The following is a 17654-nucleotide window of genomic DNA, read 5'->3' on the forward strand; positions in this document are numbered from 1 at the left end:
TCAAATGAAAACCCCTGAAGGATTATTACAAGGTTACTGATCTAAATTAATATAAATCTTTATTTGTGTTATAATATGATGTGATTGTGGATTTTAAGTATAAATATATATTGGAGCTTGTTAATGTCTGAAAATAAAGCTTATGACTCATCGAGTATTAAAGTACTCAAGGGTTTAGATGCAGTTAGAAAAAGACCAGGGATGTATATCGGTGATACAGATGATGGTAGTGGCTTGCATCATATGGTGTTTGAGGTTGTTGATAATGCTATCGATGAGGCTTTAGCGGGCCATTGTGATGATATTAAAGTTATCATCAATAAGGATGGTTCAGTGTCTGTATCTGATAACGGGCGTGGTATACCTACAGATATTCATAAGGAAGAAGGTCGCTCAGCTGCTGAAGTTATTATGACAGTTCTTCATGCTGGTGGTAAATTTGATGATAATTCATACAAAGTATCTGGCGGTCTACATGGTGTGGGTGTGTCAGTTGTAAACGCACTGTCAGAAAAGCTCACTTTGGATATATCTCGTAATGGTTATAGGTATTACCAAGAGTACACGCATGGTGTGCCAGATTATCCGCTAAAACAGTTAGAGCCAACAGATAAATCAGGTTCAATAATTACATTCAAACCAAGTAAAGATACATTCTCTTTTGTTGATTTTGATTATGACATTTTGATGAAAAGAATTCGTGAATTATCTTTCTTAAATTCAGGTGTCAAAATTGAGCTTATCGATAAAATTAATAATAGGTCTGAAGTATTTAAGTATGATGGCGGTATCGCAGCGTTCGTTAGATATTTAAACAATAGTAAAAAGCCTATTCATGAAAATGTTATTGCTGTAAGTGGTATCAAAGATGATATTCAGGTTGAGCTTGCATTACAGTGGAATGACTCTTACAAAGAATCAATTTTTTGTTTTACAAACAATATTCCTCAACGCGATGGTGGTACTCATTTATCGGGGCTAAAAGCGGCTGTTACTCGTACAATGAATACATATATTGAGTCAGAAGGTTTAAATAAAAAGCTAAAAGTATCTCTAACAGGTGAGGATACTCGAGAAGGTTTGGCTGCTGTTTTATCTGTGAAAGTTCCAGATCCAAAATTCTCATCTCAAACAAAAGATAAATTAGTATCATCAGATGTTAAATCAGCTGTTGAGTCACTAGTAAATGAAAAACTTCAAGAATTCTTATTAGAAAACCCTAAAGAGGCTAAAATCGTTTGTGAAAAAATTCTAGACTCAGCAAAGGCTCGTGAAGCAGCTCGTAAAGCTCGTGATATGACTCGTCGTAAGGGAGCTTTAGATATAGCCGGTCTTCCAGGTAAGCTTGCAGATTGCCAAGAAAAGGATCCTTCATTATCTGAAATATACCTTGTGGAGGGAGATTCTGCAGGAGGTTCAGCTAAACAGGCTCGTGATCGTAAGACGCAAGCAATTCTACCCTTAAAAGGTAAGATTCTGAATGTAGAAAAAGCTCGCTTTGATAAAATGCTTGGCTCTCAAGAAGTTGCTACTCTCATAAAAGCACTAGGGTGTGGTATAGGCGCAGAAGATTATAATCCTGATAAAACTAGGTATCATAAGATTATTTTGATGACTGATGCTGATGTTGATGGATCTCACATTAGAACTCTTCTTTTAACATTCTTTTATAGACAAATGCCGGAGCTTGTTGAAAGAGGGTATTTATATATTGCGCAACCGCCTTTATATAAGGTCAAGAAAGGTAAGCAGGAAACATACCTGAAAGATGAAGATGCTTTGGCGGTATATCTAGGTAATATTGGTCTTGAAGGGGCTAATATCTTACTTGAGGATGGTAATGCTATTTCTGGTCAAATTTTAAATAACTATTATGAACTTTATCAAAAATCTGAGAAGGTAATCAAAAAGTACGCAAAGACATATCCTGAAAAACTGCTCAGAGTAATGGCTTATAGTGCTAAGTATGTAGATGAGAATGCAGATATCAAGAAATGGTGGGAGACTATTGCTGAAGCATGTAATCAAAAAGCATTATCTTATGAAAGATTTAAGCTTATAGAAACTAAAGATGTTGATGAAGACGGTCAGGAAACTATCTCTTACGGTGTGAATCACTATATAAATGGTTATGACACGGATTATATTGTTAGAAATAGTTTCTTTACTACTAAAGATTATGAAGATCTTGTTACTTATGGTGATGTATTATCAGATATTTCTTTTAAAGGTGCTTATGTAGAAAGGGGCACTAAAAAGGAATATGTTGATGACTTTGAGTCAGCAATTGACTGGTTACTTAAAGAAGCAAGACGCGGTAATGATGTACAGCGTTACAAAGGTCTAGGTGAGATGAACCCGGACCAGCTTTGGGAGACAACTATGGATCCTGATAATAGAGTCTTGCTTCAAGTATCAATCAAAGACGCTGTTGAGGCAGATGCTTTATTTACTACTCTTATGGGTGATGAAGTTGAACCTCGTAGGAATTTTATTGAGTCTAACGCGCTTAATGTTGTCAATTTGGATGTTTAATTCCTCGTATCTTGTTTACTATTATTTTAGTTATAATTACGCTATAATTCTGCTACTTATACATTCATAACTTGATATTTTCTGATGAGGTATTATAAACACATAGATTGCTTAAGAGCTGTTGCGGTATTATCGGTAGTATTTTTTCATCTTGATATAAATTTAGTTAAGTCTGGATTTTTGGGGGTTGATATATTTTTTGTTATATCAGGCTTTCTAATTACTAGTATTATTATTAGAGATTTAGAGAATAAAAGTTTTTCATTAAAGAACTTTTATTTAAGAAGAATGCGAAGAATACTTCCAGCCTTAATTACTGTATTAATATTTTCTACGATTTTTGCATGGTTGATATTGTTACCACAAGATTTAAAGAATTACTCTAAATCGTTAGTAAGTGCATTGGGATCATTCTCAAATTTATATTTTTTCAAGACATTAAGTTTTGGTTACTTTAGTACAGATGCGACGGTAATACCTTTATTACATACATGGTCTTTAGGAATTGAGGAACAATTTTATATATTTTGGCCTTTATTTTTAATATTTGCTTTTAATGTATATATAGGAATAGGTTGGAAAGATAAACAAGCGTTGAGTAATTTTGATAAGTATTTGATTATAAGTCTAATACTTATAGTTTTATCTTTATTTTGTTTTAGATATTTTAGTTATTTTGAGATATATGATTACTTTAATCATGAGAAATTTTATTATTTTCCATTAACAAGGGCATTTGAGCTTTTGTTTGGATGCGCACTTGCTATTTATCTTACAAAATATAATCCAACAAATAACAAGCTAATACTTGAGCTATTATCAATTATTTCGATATTGCTTATGATGTATCCAATATTGTTTAAGAATGTGTCTTATCCAAGTAATTGGACAGTTATTGCATGTGTTGGAGCGGTATTGTATATATATGCTGGTTGTAATGAAAAATATAATACTTTAGTTAATAGGTTTTTATCGATTAAGCCAATTGTATTTATAGGTTTGATTTCATATTCGCTATATTTATGGCATTGGCCAATTATTGCGTATTTAAATTATTTAAGTATAGAGAAGACACATTTAGTTAAATTGATCATACTGATTGTAAGTATTGTATTGGCTACATTGACTTATTTATTTGTGGAGAAGCCATTTAGATATAAGTTTAAGGCATCATTTAAAAAGACACTTATAACCTTATGGATAATTCCAATAGCAATCGCATGTTGTTTCGCTTTAGGTTCTAAATATATTAATAATTTCGGGTTTAACAAACCAATTGGTAATTATGTTATAACTGGAGAGACAAGCACAGGCACATCGACGTATCAGTATCCTGGATATCAAACCAGACTGAATAATTTTTATGAATTTAAAACTATATGGAAAGCTAACGGGTATAATAATGTTAGTGATTTGTCAAAATTAATTGATAAAAAATATGATGTTGTTATATTTGGTGACTCACATGCTGAAGCCTCAGTATCTATGATAAATAACTGGACCAAAGATCTTGGCTATAGCTCTATTTTGATAGGAGGGACGCAAGGAGCTATTAGACAGGAAATTATTGATAATTCTTACAAAAGTATAATAAATTTGATCATAGAAAAAGCTCATCCTAAAATAGTTATATTGGTTGGCTGGTGGAATTCATATACAAAAAATGCTACTGGCTTAACTGATAACAAAGAGCTTCATGTGATTGGCAATATATTAAGTATTTTAGAAAACAATAATGTAAAATCCTTTATTGTGTTAGATTGGCCGTCACTTAAGGGAATGAAGCCTACTTGTGGAATGACAAAACTTCAACAATTATTGGATATGAAGTGCACTAGACCATTATCAGATGTTATAAGATTGCAAAGTATCGAGTTGAGTTATATAAATAGCCTGAGTTCTAGATTCAGTGATTTAGTTATTATTGATCCAAAAAAAATTATTTGTGAGAAAGGGTTTTGCTCTAATACAATTGATGGGCACATAATATATATGGATAGTAATTCTATGGATAATGGTCTTAATAATGCACATCTTAACGAGTATGGCTCAAATCTAATTGGTGAGTTGTATTTGAAAAAATATGGCAATCCTTTAAAGAGTAGTTAGTCTATTTATTTAGCTAAATTAATTGATATATCTTTAATTTAGTAATCTTAATAAAAATTAATTTATCTACAGCAAATTTAAAAATTATAATCTTTCATAAATTTTAAAACACAACAAATTTAGTGGAGTTTATAGATGTTAGATATTAATTTAAAGATTGGTTTAGCTGAGATGTTAAAAGGTGGTGTTATCATGGATGTCGTCAATGCTGAGCAGGCAGAGATAGCTCAACAGGCAGGTGCAGTGGCTGTAATGGCTTTAGAAAGAGTGCCGGCAGATATCCGTAAAGATGGTGGTATCGCTAGAATGTCAGACCCAAAGTTGATTAAAGAAATTATGTCAGTAACTTCAATACCTGTGATGGCAAAAGCTCGTATAGGACATTTTGTTGAGGCGCAGATTCTTGAATCTTTGGGTGTTGATTTTGTTGATGAAAGTGAGGTTTTAAGTCCTGCAGATGATCTTAATCATATAGACAAAGATAGTTTTAAAGTTCCTTTTGTATGTGGCTGTACAAATTTAGGTGAAGCTCTAAGAAGGATTGGTGAGGGGGCTGCTTTAATTAGAACAAAAGGTGAAGCAGGGACTGGCAATATTGTTGAAGCTGTTAGGCAGTTAAGACAGGTTAATAAAGATATCAGTTACATTAAAGGTGCTGATCAATCAGAACTTATGGCTATAGCAAAAAACATGCAGGCTCCGTATGATTTGGTTAAGTATGTACATGAAAGTGGTAAGTTACCAGTGCCAAACTTTTCTGCAGGAGGTGTGGCAACCCCAGCTGATGCGGCTCTTATGATGCAATTAGGAGCAGAATCAGTATTTGTAGGCTCTGGGATATTTAAATCAGCAGATCCTTTAAAGAGAGCTAAGGCTATAGTTAGTGCTGTTACATATTTTAATGATCCAAAAATATTAGCTGAAGTTTCAGAAGATCTTGGTGAGCCTATGACGGGTATTAATTGTGATTTTGAGAAGTTTTCACAAAGAGGATGGTAAAAAATGTCTGTGAGTGTGGGCGTACTAGCTATTCAAGGTGGGTTCCAAAAGCATGCTGAGATGCTTGAATCTTTGGGGGCAGAGGTTAAGTTAGTCAAACTTGCAAATGATTTTGATAAAATTGATAGGCTTATTATTCCCGGAGGAGAAAGTACAGCATTACTAAATCTTTTGAATAAGCATCAAATTTTTGATGAATTACAAGATTTTTGCTCACGAAAACCAGTTTTTGGAACTTGTGCAGGTAGTATAATTCTATCAAAAGGCTCTGAGTATTTAAGTCTTATAAATTTGGAGGTAGAGAGAAATGGCTATGGACGTCAAGTTGATAGTTTTGTCACAGACTTAGCTTTTATGAGTAATTCTATCAAAGCCGTATTTATTAGAGCTCCAAAATTTACTAGAGTGGGAGATAATATTGAGGTGTTGGCTAAATTTGATGATTTACCTGTACTAGTTAGGCAAGGTAATATTTTAGTGAGTAGTTTTCATCCTGAGTTGACTGAGGACTCTTCTGTGCATAAGTATTTTCTAAACATATAAATTTATTTTTGACATTTTTTGCAAAAGAATGTGTTTCTTTGAGCTATCACTAAATTTTCAATTTTAGTGTTACAGATATGACAGTTTTGATTGGCTCTACCATAAACATTGAGTTGTTGCGTGAAGTAGCCAGGTTTACCTTCTGTATTTTTATAGTCCTTGAGTGTTGTACCACCTTCTGCAATTGCTTTATCAAGTATTTTCTTAATTGAAGTTAAAAGCTTTTCAGCCTCTTTTTTTGTGATAGTGTTAGAAGCTCTTGTAGGTAGAATATTACTATCAAATAATGCTTCACTAGCATATATATTTCCTACACCAACAACTATGCTATTATCCATGATAGTTTGTTTGATCTTTCTAGTAGTTTTTTTTAGTTTAGATATCAAGTATTTGACATTGAAATCATCTGTTAAGGGTTCAACGCCATGAGTTGCTAAAACTTTATGTTGTAGTGGTGTTTCGTTTGTGTTGACTAGCCAGTATCCAAATTTACGTGGGTCATTGTAGACTAGACTTAGGTTATCAGATAATTCTAAGATAATGTGGTCATGTTTGATCTTATCATATTCAGAGGTATTTATAATTTTGACAACACCTGACATACCAAGATGAATAATCAACTGCAAGTTATCTTCCATAAAAATAATTAGGTGTTTGCCTCTTCTTTGGACATCTTTCACTACTTTACTTTTTAGTGATAGAAGTTGAACTTTATCTATGGGGTAGCGAAGCTTATCTGTATTTATCTGTATGCTTTTAATCTTTTTGTTAATAATATTTTTGGTTAAACCTCTTTTGACAGTCTCTACTTCAGGAAGTTCAGGCATAAATTTAATATTACTATAAAAATTAAGATTACTATATGATAACATAATAGGTTATCTATGAGCTTATTATTACAACTAATACTGGTATAAAAATGCGCCTAAAACAGCTTAAATCTTCTATACATAAAAAATTAAATCAATCTTACATATATGACTGCAATAAACAGATAGACTTTAGCAAAATCATAAATGGTTCTATAATTATTGCGAATGATACTTCAATAATCACGATACTAGCTTTAAAGATTTTTCTGAAAGAAAAAACGATAACGGTTTTGGGCCACTTTGATACTAGAGTTAAATGTTTTGAAAAAGCTATAGCAAATGCTGAAATAAAATATATTGATGATATTAGTTTTTGGGATCATCAAGGTGTACTTATTGTGGACAAGGGTTTTATTTCTCAGGTTGAGCAAAATGATAATAGATTCTTGTTGTTTGTATGTGGACCTGAGATGCCATATTTTTCAGACCGTAAAAATTTAGATAGACAGGTATTTTTTGATATTGCTAAACTTAAAAGTTTGAGAAGTCTAAATGAGGAGATGGATGATCTTTCTGTGAAAGCTTGGGAGGAGTATTTAGCTCTTTTGAAGGCTCCTGCTGAGATTTGGTTTAGGCAAATGTTAAACGCTAAAAGTAACTTGGTATTAACTGATACGACAGGTGTCGCTTTAGATGGCTACAAGTTTGCGACAGGGGCAGCATTGATGTCCAAAAAACTTCAAGAAATTACTAAGCAAGAAGATAATGTTGGTGTTTGTTTACCTACAAGCGCAGGCGGTTATTTGGCGATATTAGCATTAATGATGAGTGCAAAGGCAATAGTTAATCTAAATTATACAGCTTCAGAGGAAGCATTAAGACATGCTATTAATAATGCAGGAATTAAAACAATAATTACTTCTAGAGCATTTGTTGAGAAATTAACTCACAAAGGTTTCTTTGTTGAAGAGATTTTTTCGATGTGCAAGATTGTATATTTAGAAGATATCAAAGCAAAAATAACCAAAGCTGAGTCAATAAAAACATTCTTGCAAATCAAAATGTTACCTGCGTCATGGTTAGTTAAGAAATACCTTAAGCCAACTAAGCTAGATGACTTGGCCTTTATAATATTTAGTAGTGGTAGTGAAGGAGTACCTAAAGGTATTGCGATCAAGCATAAAAACCTTCTTGCAAATGTTTATCAAAGCACAAATGTTATCGAGTGCCAAGAGAATGATTCTGTGGCAGGGATTTTGCCTATATTTCATGCTTTTGGTCTTACAATCTCACTAGTTTCTCTGTTTCAAGGGGGGTATATAGCATGCCATCCAGATCCAACAGATGCTAAGGGTGTTGCTAGTTTAATCAAAAAAAATAAAACTACAGTGCTGTGTGCGACACCAACATTTTTAAGAATTTATACCAAAAATAAAGCAGTCAAAAAAGAAGATCTTGCAACACTTAGGCTTATTATTACAGGTGCTGAAAAACTCTCTAAAGAAGTACGCACTATGTTTGAAGACAAGTTTGATAAGGTTATTAATGAAGGATATGGGACTACCGAACTTTCACCAGTAGCTGCTGTTAATAGACCCACTAAGTCGCCAAATAAAGTAGGTACTGTAGGTTTGACAGTTCCTGGTGGTCAATTCAAAATTATACATCCTGAGTCTCATGAAGAGCTACCTATTGGTGTAGAGGGTATGATTATATACCGCGGTGTTAATAAAATGGACTACTATCTTAATGATCCTAAAAAAACTAACGAGGTTATGATCGAGAAATATGGATATAAGTGGTACATAACAGGAGATAAGGGTAAGATTGATGGCGAAGGTTATTTGACGGTAGTTGATAGGTACTCTAGGTTTGCAAAAGTTGCTGGTGAAATGGTGAGTTTGGGGCTTTTGGAGCAAAAAGTCTATGATACTTTGAGAGAAAAGGGTTATGATTCTCATAAAATTGATTTTGAGGTTTTAGCTGTGGCTACATCAGATACTAAAAGAGGCGAGATTATTAACTTACTATATAATCTAGAAGACTTAGAACCAACTGAGTTGAAAGAGATCGTAAGACACTCTGGTATTGAAAATCTTTATAAGCCAACCAACTATTTCAAGGTTATATCAATACCTAAATTAGGCTCTGGGAAGACAGACTTTTCTAAGGCCAAAAAGCTCACTAATGAATTAGTTAAGGCATAGGTTAGATGCATTTCTCAGTTTTACTTCGAGAGTCTGTAGATGGTTTGGATATAAAGCCAAATGGTATTTATATTGATGCAACATTTGGCAGGGGCGGGCATTCAAAAGCCATATTGGATCGACTAACATCTGGAAAGCTTATTGCTTTTGATAAGGATTTGGATGCTATAAATTATGCAAAAGAAAATTTCCAGTTTGAAAGTTTCCAGATAGTTCATGCAAGTTTTGCTAGTATTTATGATTATTGTTCTCAGAATAATCTTCTAGGTGAGATTGATGGTGTCATTATGGATTTAGGAGTTTCTTCTCCTCAATTAGATAATGCTAATAGAGGGTTTAGCTTTACGCATGATGGTCCACTAGATATGCGAATGGACACATCAAAAGGCCTTACTGCTAGCCAAGCTTTAGAAGAGTTATCAGTAGATGAGTTAACTTACATCTTTAAGGTTTATGGTGAAGAACGTTTTGCAAAAAAAATTGCTCTAAGAGTTAAAGACTATATAGCTGAGAATGGAAGCATAACTAGAACACATCAATTAGCTGACCTTATTCGAGCAACCATTGGTAAAAGAGAGAAAAAAAATCCTGCGACAAGGTGTTTTCAAGCATTACGTATATATGTTAATAATGAGCTTAAGGATTTAGAGTTCCTTTTAGGAGATATTCTAGATGTTGTTAAAAAGGGTGGAAGAATTGCTACTATTTCTTTCCATTCATTAGAGGATCGTATAGTTAAACAAAATTTCACTTCTCTTATTAATCCAAAACAAGAGTTAAATAGGATTTCAAAGTTGCTTCCACAAGATACCAGTGGAGTAAAAATGAAATGGATTACAAAAAAAGCTAAAGCAAATCAAGATGAGCTTAGTCAAAATATTCGCTCTAGAAGTGCTATCTTAAGGATTGTTGAAAAGATATGATGCTAACAAACCGTCAAATACGGATAAGATTATTTGAGTCGTTAAAAAATAGTTTTTTTAAGAAAACGGTGGCTATTGCATTTGTACTTTTATTTGTGTTGTTGCTTACGGCATTTGCTTTGATTGTGACACGTTTTGAGTTTAAACTTCTGTTAAATGAGCGTAAAGATCTAATTGTTGAGCAGACCCAGTTAGATGAGCAGTGGAGTCAAATTGTATTAGAGTATAGCTCATTGGCAACACCCACAGCTGTAGAAAAATTTGCTGAAAAAGAAAAGATGTCTTTACCAACTAGAAAGAGTATAGGTACATTGAGTAATCAAGAGGAGAACTCTGCAAATGAATAGCTATAGGCCAAAATTAAGACACTTAGTGATCATTCTATTGCTATTGTTAAGTTTTATAGTCCTATTTGCCAAATTGATTTATATGGAAACAATTCAGTATCCTAAACTTAAGCAAGAAGGTGATAATCGTAGTGATAGAAGTATAGATATAAAATCATATAGAGGCATAATTCTTGATAGAAATGGTAATCCTTTGGCTATAAGTACTCCGGTTGATACCATTTGGGTTGACCCTTACTATGTCAGTGCAGATAGCTCTGAATTGAAAGAAGTTATGAGTATTTTAAAACTATCTAAAGAAAAAAGAGAAAAGATAGAAAGACAAGTTAAAGTCAGAGAAGGAAGGAGTGGCTTCGTCTATATTGAGAGAAAAGTTCAGCCATATTTATCACAAAAAGTTAAGGATTTGGATATTACAGGTATTCATGTGATACGTGAATTTAAGAGATATTATCCAATGGCTGAGGTTGCGTCCCATATTGTTGGTTTTACTAATGTTGATGGTAAAGGTCAAGAAGGTCTAGAGCTAGAATTTAATAAGTTTTTGACAGGACAAGATGGATATTTCGAGTATAAGAAAGATTTACATGGTGGTGTTGCAAAAGTTGAAGATAACTTTATAATGCCTAAAAATGGTCATAATCTTCAAATAAGTATTGACTCTAGACTACAGTACATTGCATATAAGTATCTGAAAAAAGGCGTGATCAAGACGAATTCTGAAGCGGGTTCAGTTATTATTGAAAATATTCATACAGGTGAGATATTAGCTATGGCTAATTATCCTTCGTATAATCCTAATAGTATGGCAGATGCTTATCCTGATAGACGCAGAAATCGAGCTATTACGGATGTGTATGAGTTGGGTTCGGTAATGAAAGTCTTTGCAGCGGCTACTGCGCTTATTTATGGTGATAATGTGACACCAGAGCAACCTATTATCAATTCGCACCCAGGCTATTATCGTATTGGTAAAAATACTGTGAGAGATGAAAGAGATTATGGTGAAGAAGATTTAAGATATATTCTTATGAAATCTAGTAACGTTGGTATATCAAAGATGATATTGAGCCTAACTGATCCTACAATACTTGAGCCATCACTTAGAAACTTCGGATTTGGTGATAAAACAGGTATACAACTACCTGGTGAGCGTGATGGATTTGTCCCAGCTAAAGATAAGTGGGGAGATTTTCAGCTAGCAACTTTATCTTTTGGGTATGGTATGAATGCAACAGATCTTCAGCTAGTTGCTGGAGTCTCAGCAATTGCCAATGATGGTAAGTATATTAAGCCAACAATTCTTAAAAGAAGAGCTGGAGAAGAAATTGACTCTAGGCCGGTAGCATCTAAAAAGGTTTCTGAAGAAATGGTTAGTATGATGCAATCTGTTGTTGAAGGGGTTGGTGGGACAGGAGCAAAAGCGCAAATTCCTTTATACCATGTTGCAGGTAAAACAGGTACGGCTAGGATGCTGTCAGGAGGGACGTATGGTGCGAAATATTTGGCAAGCTTCGTTGGTGTCGTGCCAGCTAGTGATCCACAGTTGGCTATTGTTGTTACAATAAAAGATCCTAAAGGTGATAAGTACGGAGGAGGTTCTGTAGCCGCTCCAGTTTTTGCTGATGTAGCACTTAATAGTTTGCAAATATTGGGTATTAGGCCTGATAAGATTGGTAACTAAATCTTTTGTCTTTTTTGCTTTAATGGTATATAATCTTTAACCGGTAAACTGTTCCTTTGTGCGGTTTGTCGTACACATTAATTAATAGAAACAAATGGAGAAATGTTATGTTAACAACTCAAGATAAGCAAAATATTATTAAAGAAAATCAGCAGTCTGAAGGCGATACTGGTTCACCTGAAGTGCAAGTTGCTCTTTTAACTGCTAGAATTAACGACTTGCAAGGACACTTTGCAACTCACAAAAAAGATAATCACTCAAGAAGAGGTCTTTTAAGGTTAGTAAGTCAACGTCGTAAATTATTAGACTATTTACATGGTAAAGATGTAGAAAGATACCGTGCTCTAATCAAGAAATTAAACTTACGTAGATAATAATTTCATTCTAATCGTTCTTACGTCATTAAATCAAATAATTATATAAGGTTAAACTGTGAAAATATTTAGAGAAGTCTTTGAACTAGGTAACAAAGAAATAGTTCTAGAAACAGGTGGTATGGCTCGTCAAGCAGATGGGTCTGTGACTGTAAGTTGTGGTAATAATGTTGTATTGGTAACTACAGTAGTTAAAAAATCAGTATCAGCAGGTGCTGATTTCTTTCCATTGTCGGTACACTATTTAGAGAAAACATACGCAGCAGGTAAGATACCTGGAGGCTTCTTAAGAAGAGAGGGAAGACCTTCTGAAGAACAGATTCTTATTTCTAGATTAATAGACAGATCTATAAGACCATCATTTCCTGATGGATTTTTTAATGAGATTCAAATTGTAGCTACAGTTTTATCTTATGATGGGACATTTTCACCAGATATGTTGGCACTAATAGGAGCATCTGCTTCTTTAGCAATATCAGGAGCGCCTTATGATGATATTATTGCTGGTGTAAGAGTTGGTTATACTAATGGTAAGTATATTCTTAATCCTAATAAAGCAGATTTAAAAGAGTCTGATCTTGATTTAGTAGTTTCTGGTACTGATGATGCAATACTAATGGTGGAGTCAGAAGCTAATAGTTTGCCAGAATCTGTGATGCTCGGTGGTATCCTATATGCGCACAAGCATCTTAGAACTATTATTAGCTCTATTAATAAACTTGCTAAAGTAGCTTCAAAGCCACGTATAGAATATACAATTTATGAGATAAATAAGTTGTTAAAATCTCAGATTAAGTCACATTTCTTTGGTGAAATCAAAAACGCATATACAATAGCATCTAAGCAAGAGAGAAATATTAAGCTTAATGAAGTAAGAAAAAATGTTTTAGAGCATATATTCTCGAGTGATGTTGATGGTAATGAATATACCGAAAAAGAAATTTTAGAAGCTTTCCATGATATTGAAAAGGATCTTGTTAGATCAAATATTTTAGATGGTAAGCCAAGAATTGATGGAAGATGTACGGAAACAATACGACCTATCAATGTGAAAGTTGGTGTATTGCCAGGCGTGCATGGTTCAGCTCTATTTACTAGAGGTGAGACACAGGCTTTAGTGGTTACAACTCTCGGTAGCGATAGAGATGCCCAGCTTGTAGAATCTTTAGATGGTATGGAAAAATCACGATACATGCTTCATTATAACTTTCCTCCATACTCTGTAGGGGAGTGTGGTATGGTGGGTATGGCTCCGAAGCGTCGTGAAGTTGGTCATGCAAACCTAGCTAAACGTGCAACACAAGCGGTTTTTCCTAATGAAACTGCTTATCCATACGTCGTAAGAATAGTATCGGAAATATTGGAGTCAAATGGCTCTAGTTCCATGGCAACTGTTTGTGGCTCATCTTTATCTATGATGGACGCAGGTGTACCAATAGCTGAGCCAGTTGCAGGTATTGCTATGGGTCTTATCAAAGATGGCGCAAAATATGCAGTTTTATCAGACATATTAGGTGATGAAGATCATTTGGGAGATATGGATTTCAAAGTTGCTGGTACTAGATATGGTGTTACAGCACTTCAGATGGATATCAAAATCAAAGGCATCTCTAGAGAGATTCTTGAGCAAGCACTTGAGCAAGCTAGAACAGGTAGGTTGCATATCTTAGGGATTATGAATGAAGTAATAAGAGAGCATAAAGAATCTGTTTCTGATGTTGCTCCACAAATTCATGTCATGAATATAAACCCAGCTAAGATAAAAGATGTTGTTGGTCGAGGTGGATCTGTTGTAAAAGGTATCGTAGAAAAAACTGGAGCTCAAATTGATACTAGTGACTCTGGTGAGGTTAAAATATTTGCTAAAGATAAAAAATCATTAGATTTGGCTAAATCTATAGTTGAAGAAATTGTTGCTGAAGTTGAAGAAGGGCAAATTTACAAGGGTAAGATTGTTAAGCTTTTAGACTCTGGCGCATTTGTTAATCTTCTTGGTAGTCAAGATGGATATTTACCATTCTCAGAAATTGAACAAGCTGGTATGAAAACTAATTCATTAGTCGAGGGTCAGGGCTTAGAAGTCTTGGTTCAAAATATAGACAGAGGTGGTAGAGTTAAACTTTCTCTTGTAGCGAGGTAATTTTATGAGTGAAGTAGTTCAAAGTGTTGATCCAATCAACTTTACAGAATCGGCATCTTTAAAGGTTAAAGAGCTAATTGAAGAAGAGGGAGATAACTCTCTTAGTCTTAGAGTTTATATAACTGGTGGTGGATGTTCAGGATTTCAATATGCTTTCGCATTTGATAATGAGATAAAAGAAGATGATATGGTTGTTACGAAAAATGGTGTTCGCCTTCTTGTTGATTCTATGAGCTTTCAGTATTTAGTTGGGGCTGATGTTGACTATAAAGATGATATTGAAGGAGCTTATTTTGTGATAAGAAATCCAAATGCGAAAACAACATGTGGTTGTGGTTCATCTTTTTCTGTATAATATTTAATCGTAATCAAACTTATTTAAAGTAGAAATGTTTTATGAAAATTGCTAATTTTGAAGTAGGAAATGGTAAGCCATTCTTCTTGATGTCTGGGCCGTGTGTGATTGAATCAGAACAAATGGCTATGGATACAGCTGGGTACCTAGCTGAGATCACTAATGATTTAGGCATTAATTTTGTATATAAGTCATCTTTTGATAAGGCGAATCGTTCTTCTATTAACAGTTTTAGAGGTCTTGGTGTTGATAAGGGTCTTGAGATTTTATCTAAAGTTAAAAAAACCTATAATGTACCAGTTGTTACAGATGTCCACGAAGATACTCCTTTTGCTGAAGTAGCAGAAGTTGTTGATGTGATGCAGACGCCAGCCTTTTTGTGTCGTCAGACAAATTTTATACTAGATGTATGTAAGCAAGGCAAACCTGTGAATATCAAAAAAGGTCAATTTCTAGCTCCTTGGGACATGCAACATGTTGTTACTAAGGCAAAATCCACAGGTAATGAGCAGATCATGGTTTGTGAAAGAGGTGTAAGCTTTGGCTACAATAATTTGATTTCAGACATGCGCTCTCTTGAGATAATGAAAGATACAGGTTGCCCCGTAGTGTTTGATGCTACTCATTCAGTGCAATTACCAGGTGGACAAGGTAGCTCATCAGGTGGTCAACGAGAATTTGTACCTGTTCTATCAAAGGCTGCTATGGCAGTCGGTATTGATGGTCTTTTTATGGAGACTCATCCAAAGCCAGAAGAAGCATTAAGTGATGGTCCAAATTCATTCCCGATGTATAAAATAAAAGAGTTTTTAAGCTTATTAAAAGAACTGGATCATTTAGTTAAAAGTCAACCAAAAATAGAATTATAAGGTAAAAAATAATGGCTGGTAAAGGCGATGTTTTCATAATCGGTATTGTTGGTGGATCTGGCTCCGGTAAAACTTTATTTTCAAATGAAATTATAAAAAAATTAAAATCAAAACATCTAAACCAAATAGCAGTAATTTCTGAAGACAGATATTATAAAAATTGGGGAGAGATGGTTGGCTTTGAAGAAGCGAATAAAATTAATTATGATCATCCAGATGCTTTTGATCACAAACTCTTAAGGAAAGATTTAGCTGATTTGGTTGAGGGTAAAGATATCCATATTCCTTACTATGACTATACAACTCACTCAAGAGTCAAAGAAAAGTCAGAAGAGATCGCTGGTGGTGTAAGTGTCATTATACTTGAAGGCATTATGTTATTTAATGATCGTAAGCTACTAAAAATGATGGATTTCAAAGTATATATGGATACACCATCTGATCTGTGTTTCATTAGAAGGCTTATGCGTGACCAAAATGAAAGAGGCCGAAGTGTTGAAAGTGTTATAAGTCAGTATTTAGAAACAGTTAGACCTATGCATATAAAATTTATTGAGCCATCAAAGAGAAAGGCTGATATTATAGTTCCTGATGGAGCTCAAAATAAAACTGTGATTGATATAATATATAACAAAGTAAAACAATTATTGAAGAAAAATGGAGTAAAAAATGGCTAGAGTAACGGTTGACGATTGCTTAGATAAGGTAGAAACAAGGTTTGATTTAGTAGTTTTAGCTTCGATGAGAGCGAATAATATACTTAAAAAAGGTTATTCAGAGTCTGTAGATAATGAAAAAAGAGAAAAGGCTACTGTGGTAGCATTGAGAGAAATAGCAGAATCTGAAATATCTCCAGAACAAATCTTAAGAAATGAAATAGAAGGCTAATAAAATCTATATAAAAAGCTTGACTTGTTTTTATAAGGCTGTATAATTCTCAGTTATCGGGTGCTTAGCTCAGCTGGGAGAGCATCGCCCTTACAAGGCGAGGGTCGGGGGTTCGAACCCCTCAGCACCCACCACGATTCCAAAAAGCGACATTAGTCGCTTTTTTTATGTCTAATATTTTTTCATATACATTATCTTTAAGATTATTATGTTTTTGTGTGCTAGAATTTATATAGATAATGTAGTTAGGAGTTAGTGTGAAAAAAATATTATTGAGTTCGTTGTTTTTATCTTTGAGTATTTGTTCATTGTCTTATGCAGATGATTCGGGTACTACAGTGTGCCCAGCTGATTTGAAATATCAAACTATTAATATGAGAGACATGACCTTTGAATATTCACAATATGAAGATCATATATGTGCTGTTTTGAGTGTTGATATGAGTAAAAATAGTGACTGGCAAGAAGGCGGTAGTGGATGGTTTGCTGCTGGGTTTGGTGCAGAGACCATGAAGGGTTCTAATATGTTTATATTCGTACCAGAAAAACTGCAACAGGGTGTTAAATATGATGTCTATGCAAATATTGGTGGAGTATATGGTCCAACTAAACCGTTGGATACAAAACCAGAGGCCGGCCAGATTAAATTATTATTATCATCATTAGGAAAGGTTAACTTTGCTATTTATCCTCAGAAAATATCAGGATTATCAAATAGTGGCAAAATTGATATGATTTTTTCTCACTCAAAAGCTGGAGTGTATAAATTTGCTCCAGGACATATTGCTGCATATGATGATAAAGCAATGAATCTGAAATAAATCCTTTGGTTGTATTTACAAATTTAATTAAATACAATTGTCGTAATA

At 34.0% G+C, this 17654-nt stretch carries 16 protein-coding genes and 1 tRNA gene; 16 read left to right on the forward strand and 1 reads right to left on the reverse strand.

The genetic code is table 11. The features are described from left to right. The first annotated feature begins 123 nt into the window (after positions 1-123). The 4 genes from gyrB (at position 124) to pdxT (ending at position 6186) form a co-directional block, all read left to right on the forward strand. Positions 124-2535, forward strand: coding sequence for a DNA topoisomerase (ATP-hydrolyzing) subunit B (gyrB, locus tag F3D57_RS02330; RefSeq protein WP_150465055.1), 2412 nt, complete (start codon positions 124-126; stop codon positions 2533-2535). Positions 2536-2619: 84 nt separating this feature from the next. Beyond that, positions 2620-4644 (forward strand): acyltransferase family protein, encoded by a 2025-nt coding sequence (locus F3D57_RS02335; protein ID WP_150465056.1) that lies wholly within the window; start codon positions 2620-2622, stop codon positions 4642-4644. Positions 4645-4779: 135 nt separating this feature from the next. Beyond that, complete coding sequence (gene pdxS, locus F3D57_RS02340; RefSeq protein WP_150465057.1) at positions 4780-5643, forward strand: pyridoxal 5'-phosphate synthase lyase subunit PdxS; 864 nt, start codon at positions 4780-4782, stop codon at positions 5641-5643. A 3-nt stretch (positions 5644-5646) separates the two neighbouring features. Beyond that, on the forward strand, positions 5647-6186 hold the full coding sequence (gene pdxT / locus F3D57_RS02345; RefSeq protein ID WP_150465058.1) for a pyridoxal 5'-phosphate synthase glutaminase subunit PdxT: 540 nt from the start codon (positions 5647-5649) through the stop codon (positions 6184-6186). A 2-nt stretch (positions 6187-6188) separates the two neighbouring features. On the opposite strand, the gene mutM is transcribed toward pdxT, so the two are convergent. After that, positions 6189-7013: a bifunctional DNA-formamidopyrimidine glycosylase/DNA-(apurinic or apyrimidinic site) lyase gene (gene mutM, locus F3D57_RS02350; protein WP_191092335.1), complete on the reverse strand. Its 825-nt coding sequence runs from the start codon at positions 7011-7013 to the stop codon at positions 6189-6191. A gap of 92 nt (positions 7014-7105) precedes the next feature. On the opposite strand from mutM, the gene F3D57_RS02355 reads away from it, so the two are divergent. The 12 genes from F3D57_RS02355 (at position 7106) to F3D57_RS02410 (ending at position 17606) form a co-directional block, all read left to right on the forward strand. Continuing rightward, complete coding sequence (locus F3D57_RS02355; RefSeq protein WP_150465060.1) at positions 7106-9205, forward strand: AMP-binding protein; 2100 nt, start codon at positions 7106-7108, stop codon at positions 9203-9205. Between the two features lie 5 nt (positions 9206-9210). Beyond that, entirely contained in the window at positions 9211-10128 is a 918-nt protein-coding gene (gene rsmH / locus F3D57_RS02360; RefSeq protein WP_150465061.1) for a 16S rRNA (cytosine(1402)-N(4))-methyltransferase RsmH, read from the forward strand. After that, positions 10125-10475, forward strand: a complete 351-nt coding sequence (ftsL, locus tag F3D57_RS02365; protein WP_150465062.1) for a cell division protein FtsL — start codon at positions 10125-10127, stop codon at positions 10473-10475. Before rsmH ends, ftsL begins: the two co-directional genes overlap by 4 nt. Continuing rightward, entirely contained in the window at positions 10468-12159 is a 1692-nt protein-coding gene (locus tag F3D57_RS02370) for a peptidoglycan D,D-transpeptidase FtsI family protein (protein WP_150465063.1), read from the forward strand. Before ftsL ends, F3D57_RS02370 begins: the two co-directional genes overlap by 8 nt. 107 nt (positions 12160-12266) lie before the next feature. Then, the gene (gene rpsO / locus F3D57_RS02375) at positions 12267-12533 is read left to right on the forward strand and encodes a 30S ribosomal protein S15 (RefSeq protein WP_004288130.1); all 267 of its coding nucleotides are present in this window, start codon (positions 12267-12269) and stop codon (positions 12531-12533) included. A gap of 58 nt (positions 12534-12591) precedes the next feature. Beyond that, the gene (gene pnp, locus F3D57_RS02380) at positions 12592-14673 is read left to right on the forward strand and encodes a polyribonucleotide nucleotidyltransferase (RefSeq protein WP_013923485.1); all 2082 of its coding nucleotides are present in this window, start codon (positions 12592-12594) and stop codon (positions 14671-14673) included. A gap of 4 nt (positions 14674-14677) precedes the next feature. Beyond that, a complete protein-coding gene (gene erpA / locus F3D57_RS02385; protein WP_150465064.1) occupies positions 14678-15028 on the forward strand; it encodes an iron-sulfur cluster insertion protein ErpA in 351 nt (116 codons plus the stop codon). 41 nt (positions 15029-15069) lie between these two features. Continuing rightward, positions 15070-15897, forward strand: a complete 828-nt coding sequence (gene kdsA / locus F3D57_RS02390) for a 3-deoxy-8-phosphooctulonate synthase (protein WP_150465065.1) — start codon at positions 15070-15072, stop codon at positions 15895-15897. 11 nt (positions 15898-15908) lie between these two features. Then, complete coding sequence (udk, locus tag F3D57_RS02395; RefSeq protein WP_013923482.1) at positions 15909-16574, forward strand: uridine kinase; 666 nt, start codon at positions 15909-15911, stop codon at positions 16572-16574. Beyond that, complete coding sequence (gene rpoZ / locus F3D57_RS02400) at positions 16567-16785, forward strand: DNA-directed RNA polymerase subunit omega (RefSeq protein WP_150465066.1); 219 nt, start codon at positions 16567-16569, stop codon at positions 16783-16785. The genes udk and rpoZ overlap by 8 nt, the downstream gene beginning before the upstream one ends. A gap of 58 nt (positions 16786-16843) precedes the next feature. After that, a tRNA-Val gene (locus F3D57_RS02405) sits at positions 16844-16919 on the forward strand. Positions 16920-17042: 123 nt separating this feature from the next. Next, entirely contained in the window at positions 17043-17606 is a 564-nt protein-coding gene (locus F3D57_RS02410) for a hypothetical protein (RefSeq protein ID WP_150465067.1), read from the forward strand. Positions 17607-17654 lie beyond the last annotated feature (48 nt).

Source organism: Francisella sp. SYW-2, assembly GCF_008711475.1.
In the GTDB taxonomy this organism is placed as follows: Bacteria; Pseudomonadota; Gammaproteobacteria; order Francisellales; family Francisellaceae; genus Francisella; species Francisella salimarina.

Coding starts and splice junctions, on each gene's coding strand:
- mutM (WP_191092335.1), bottom strand. CDS start 7,013: ATGCCTGAACTTCCTGAAGTAGAGACTGTCAAAAGAGGTTTAACCAAA.
- ftsL (WP_150465062.1), top strand. CDS start 10,125: ATGATGCTAACAAACCGTCAAATACGGATAAGATTATTTGAGTCGTTA.
- pdxT (WP_150465058.1), top strand. CDS start 5,647: ATGTCTGTGAGTGTGGGCGTACTAGCTATTCAAGGTGGGTTCCAAAAG.
- rsmH (WP_150465061.1), top strand. CDS start 9,211: ATGCATTTCTCAGTTTTACTTCGAGAGTCTGTAGATGGTTTGGATATA.
- pdxS (WP_150465057.1), top strand. CDS start 4,780: ATGTTAGATATTAATTTAAAGATTGGTTTAGCTGAGATGTTAAAAGGT.
- F3D57_RS02355 (WP_150465060.1), top strand. CDS start 7,106: ATGCGCCTAAAACAGCTTAAATCTTCTATACATAAAAAATTAAATCAA.
- udk (WP_013923482.1), top strand. CDS start 15,909: ATGGCTGGTAAAGGCGATGTTTTCATAATCGGTATTGTTGGTGGATCT.
- F3D57_RS02335 (WP_150465056.1), top strand. CDS start 2,620: ATGAGGTATTATAAACACATAGATTGCTTAAGAGCTGTTGCGGTATTA.
- kdsA (WP_150465065.1), top strand. CDS start 15,070: ATGAAAATTGCTAATTTTGAAGTAGGAAATGGTAAGCCATTCTTCTTG.
- rpoZ (WP_150465066.1), top strand. CDS start 16,567: ATGGCTAGAGTAACGGTTGACGATTGCTTAGATAAGGTAGAAACAAGG.
- gyrB (WP_150465055.1), top strand. CDS start 124: ATGTCTGAAAATAAAGCTTATGACTCATCGAGTATTAAAGTACTCAAG.
- rpsO (WP_004288130.1), top strand. CDS start 12,267: ATGTTAACAACTCAAGATAAGCAAAATATTATTAAAGAAAATCAGCAG.
- erpA (WP_150465064.1), top strand. CDS start 14,678: ATGAGTGAAGTAGTTCAAAGTGTTGATCCAATCAACTTTACAGAATCG.
- F3D57_RS02370 (WP_150465063.1), top strand. CDS start 10,468: ATGAATAGCTATAGGCCAAAATTAAGACACTTAGTGATCATTCTATTG.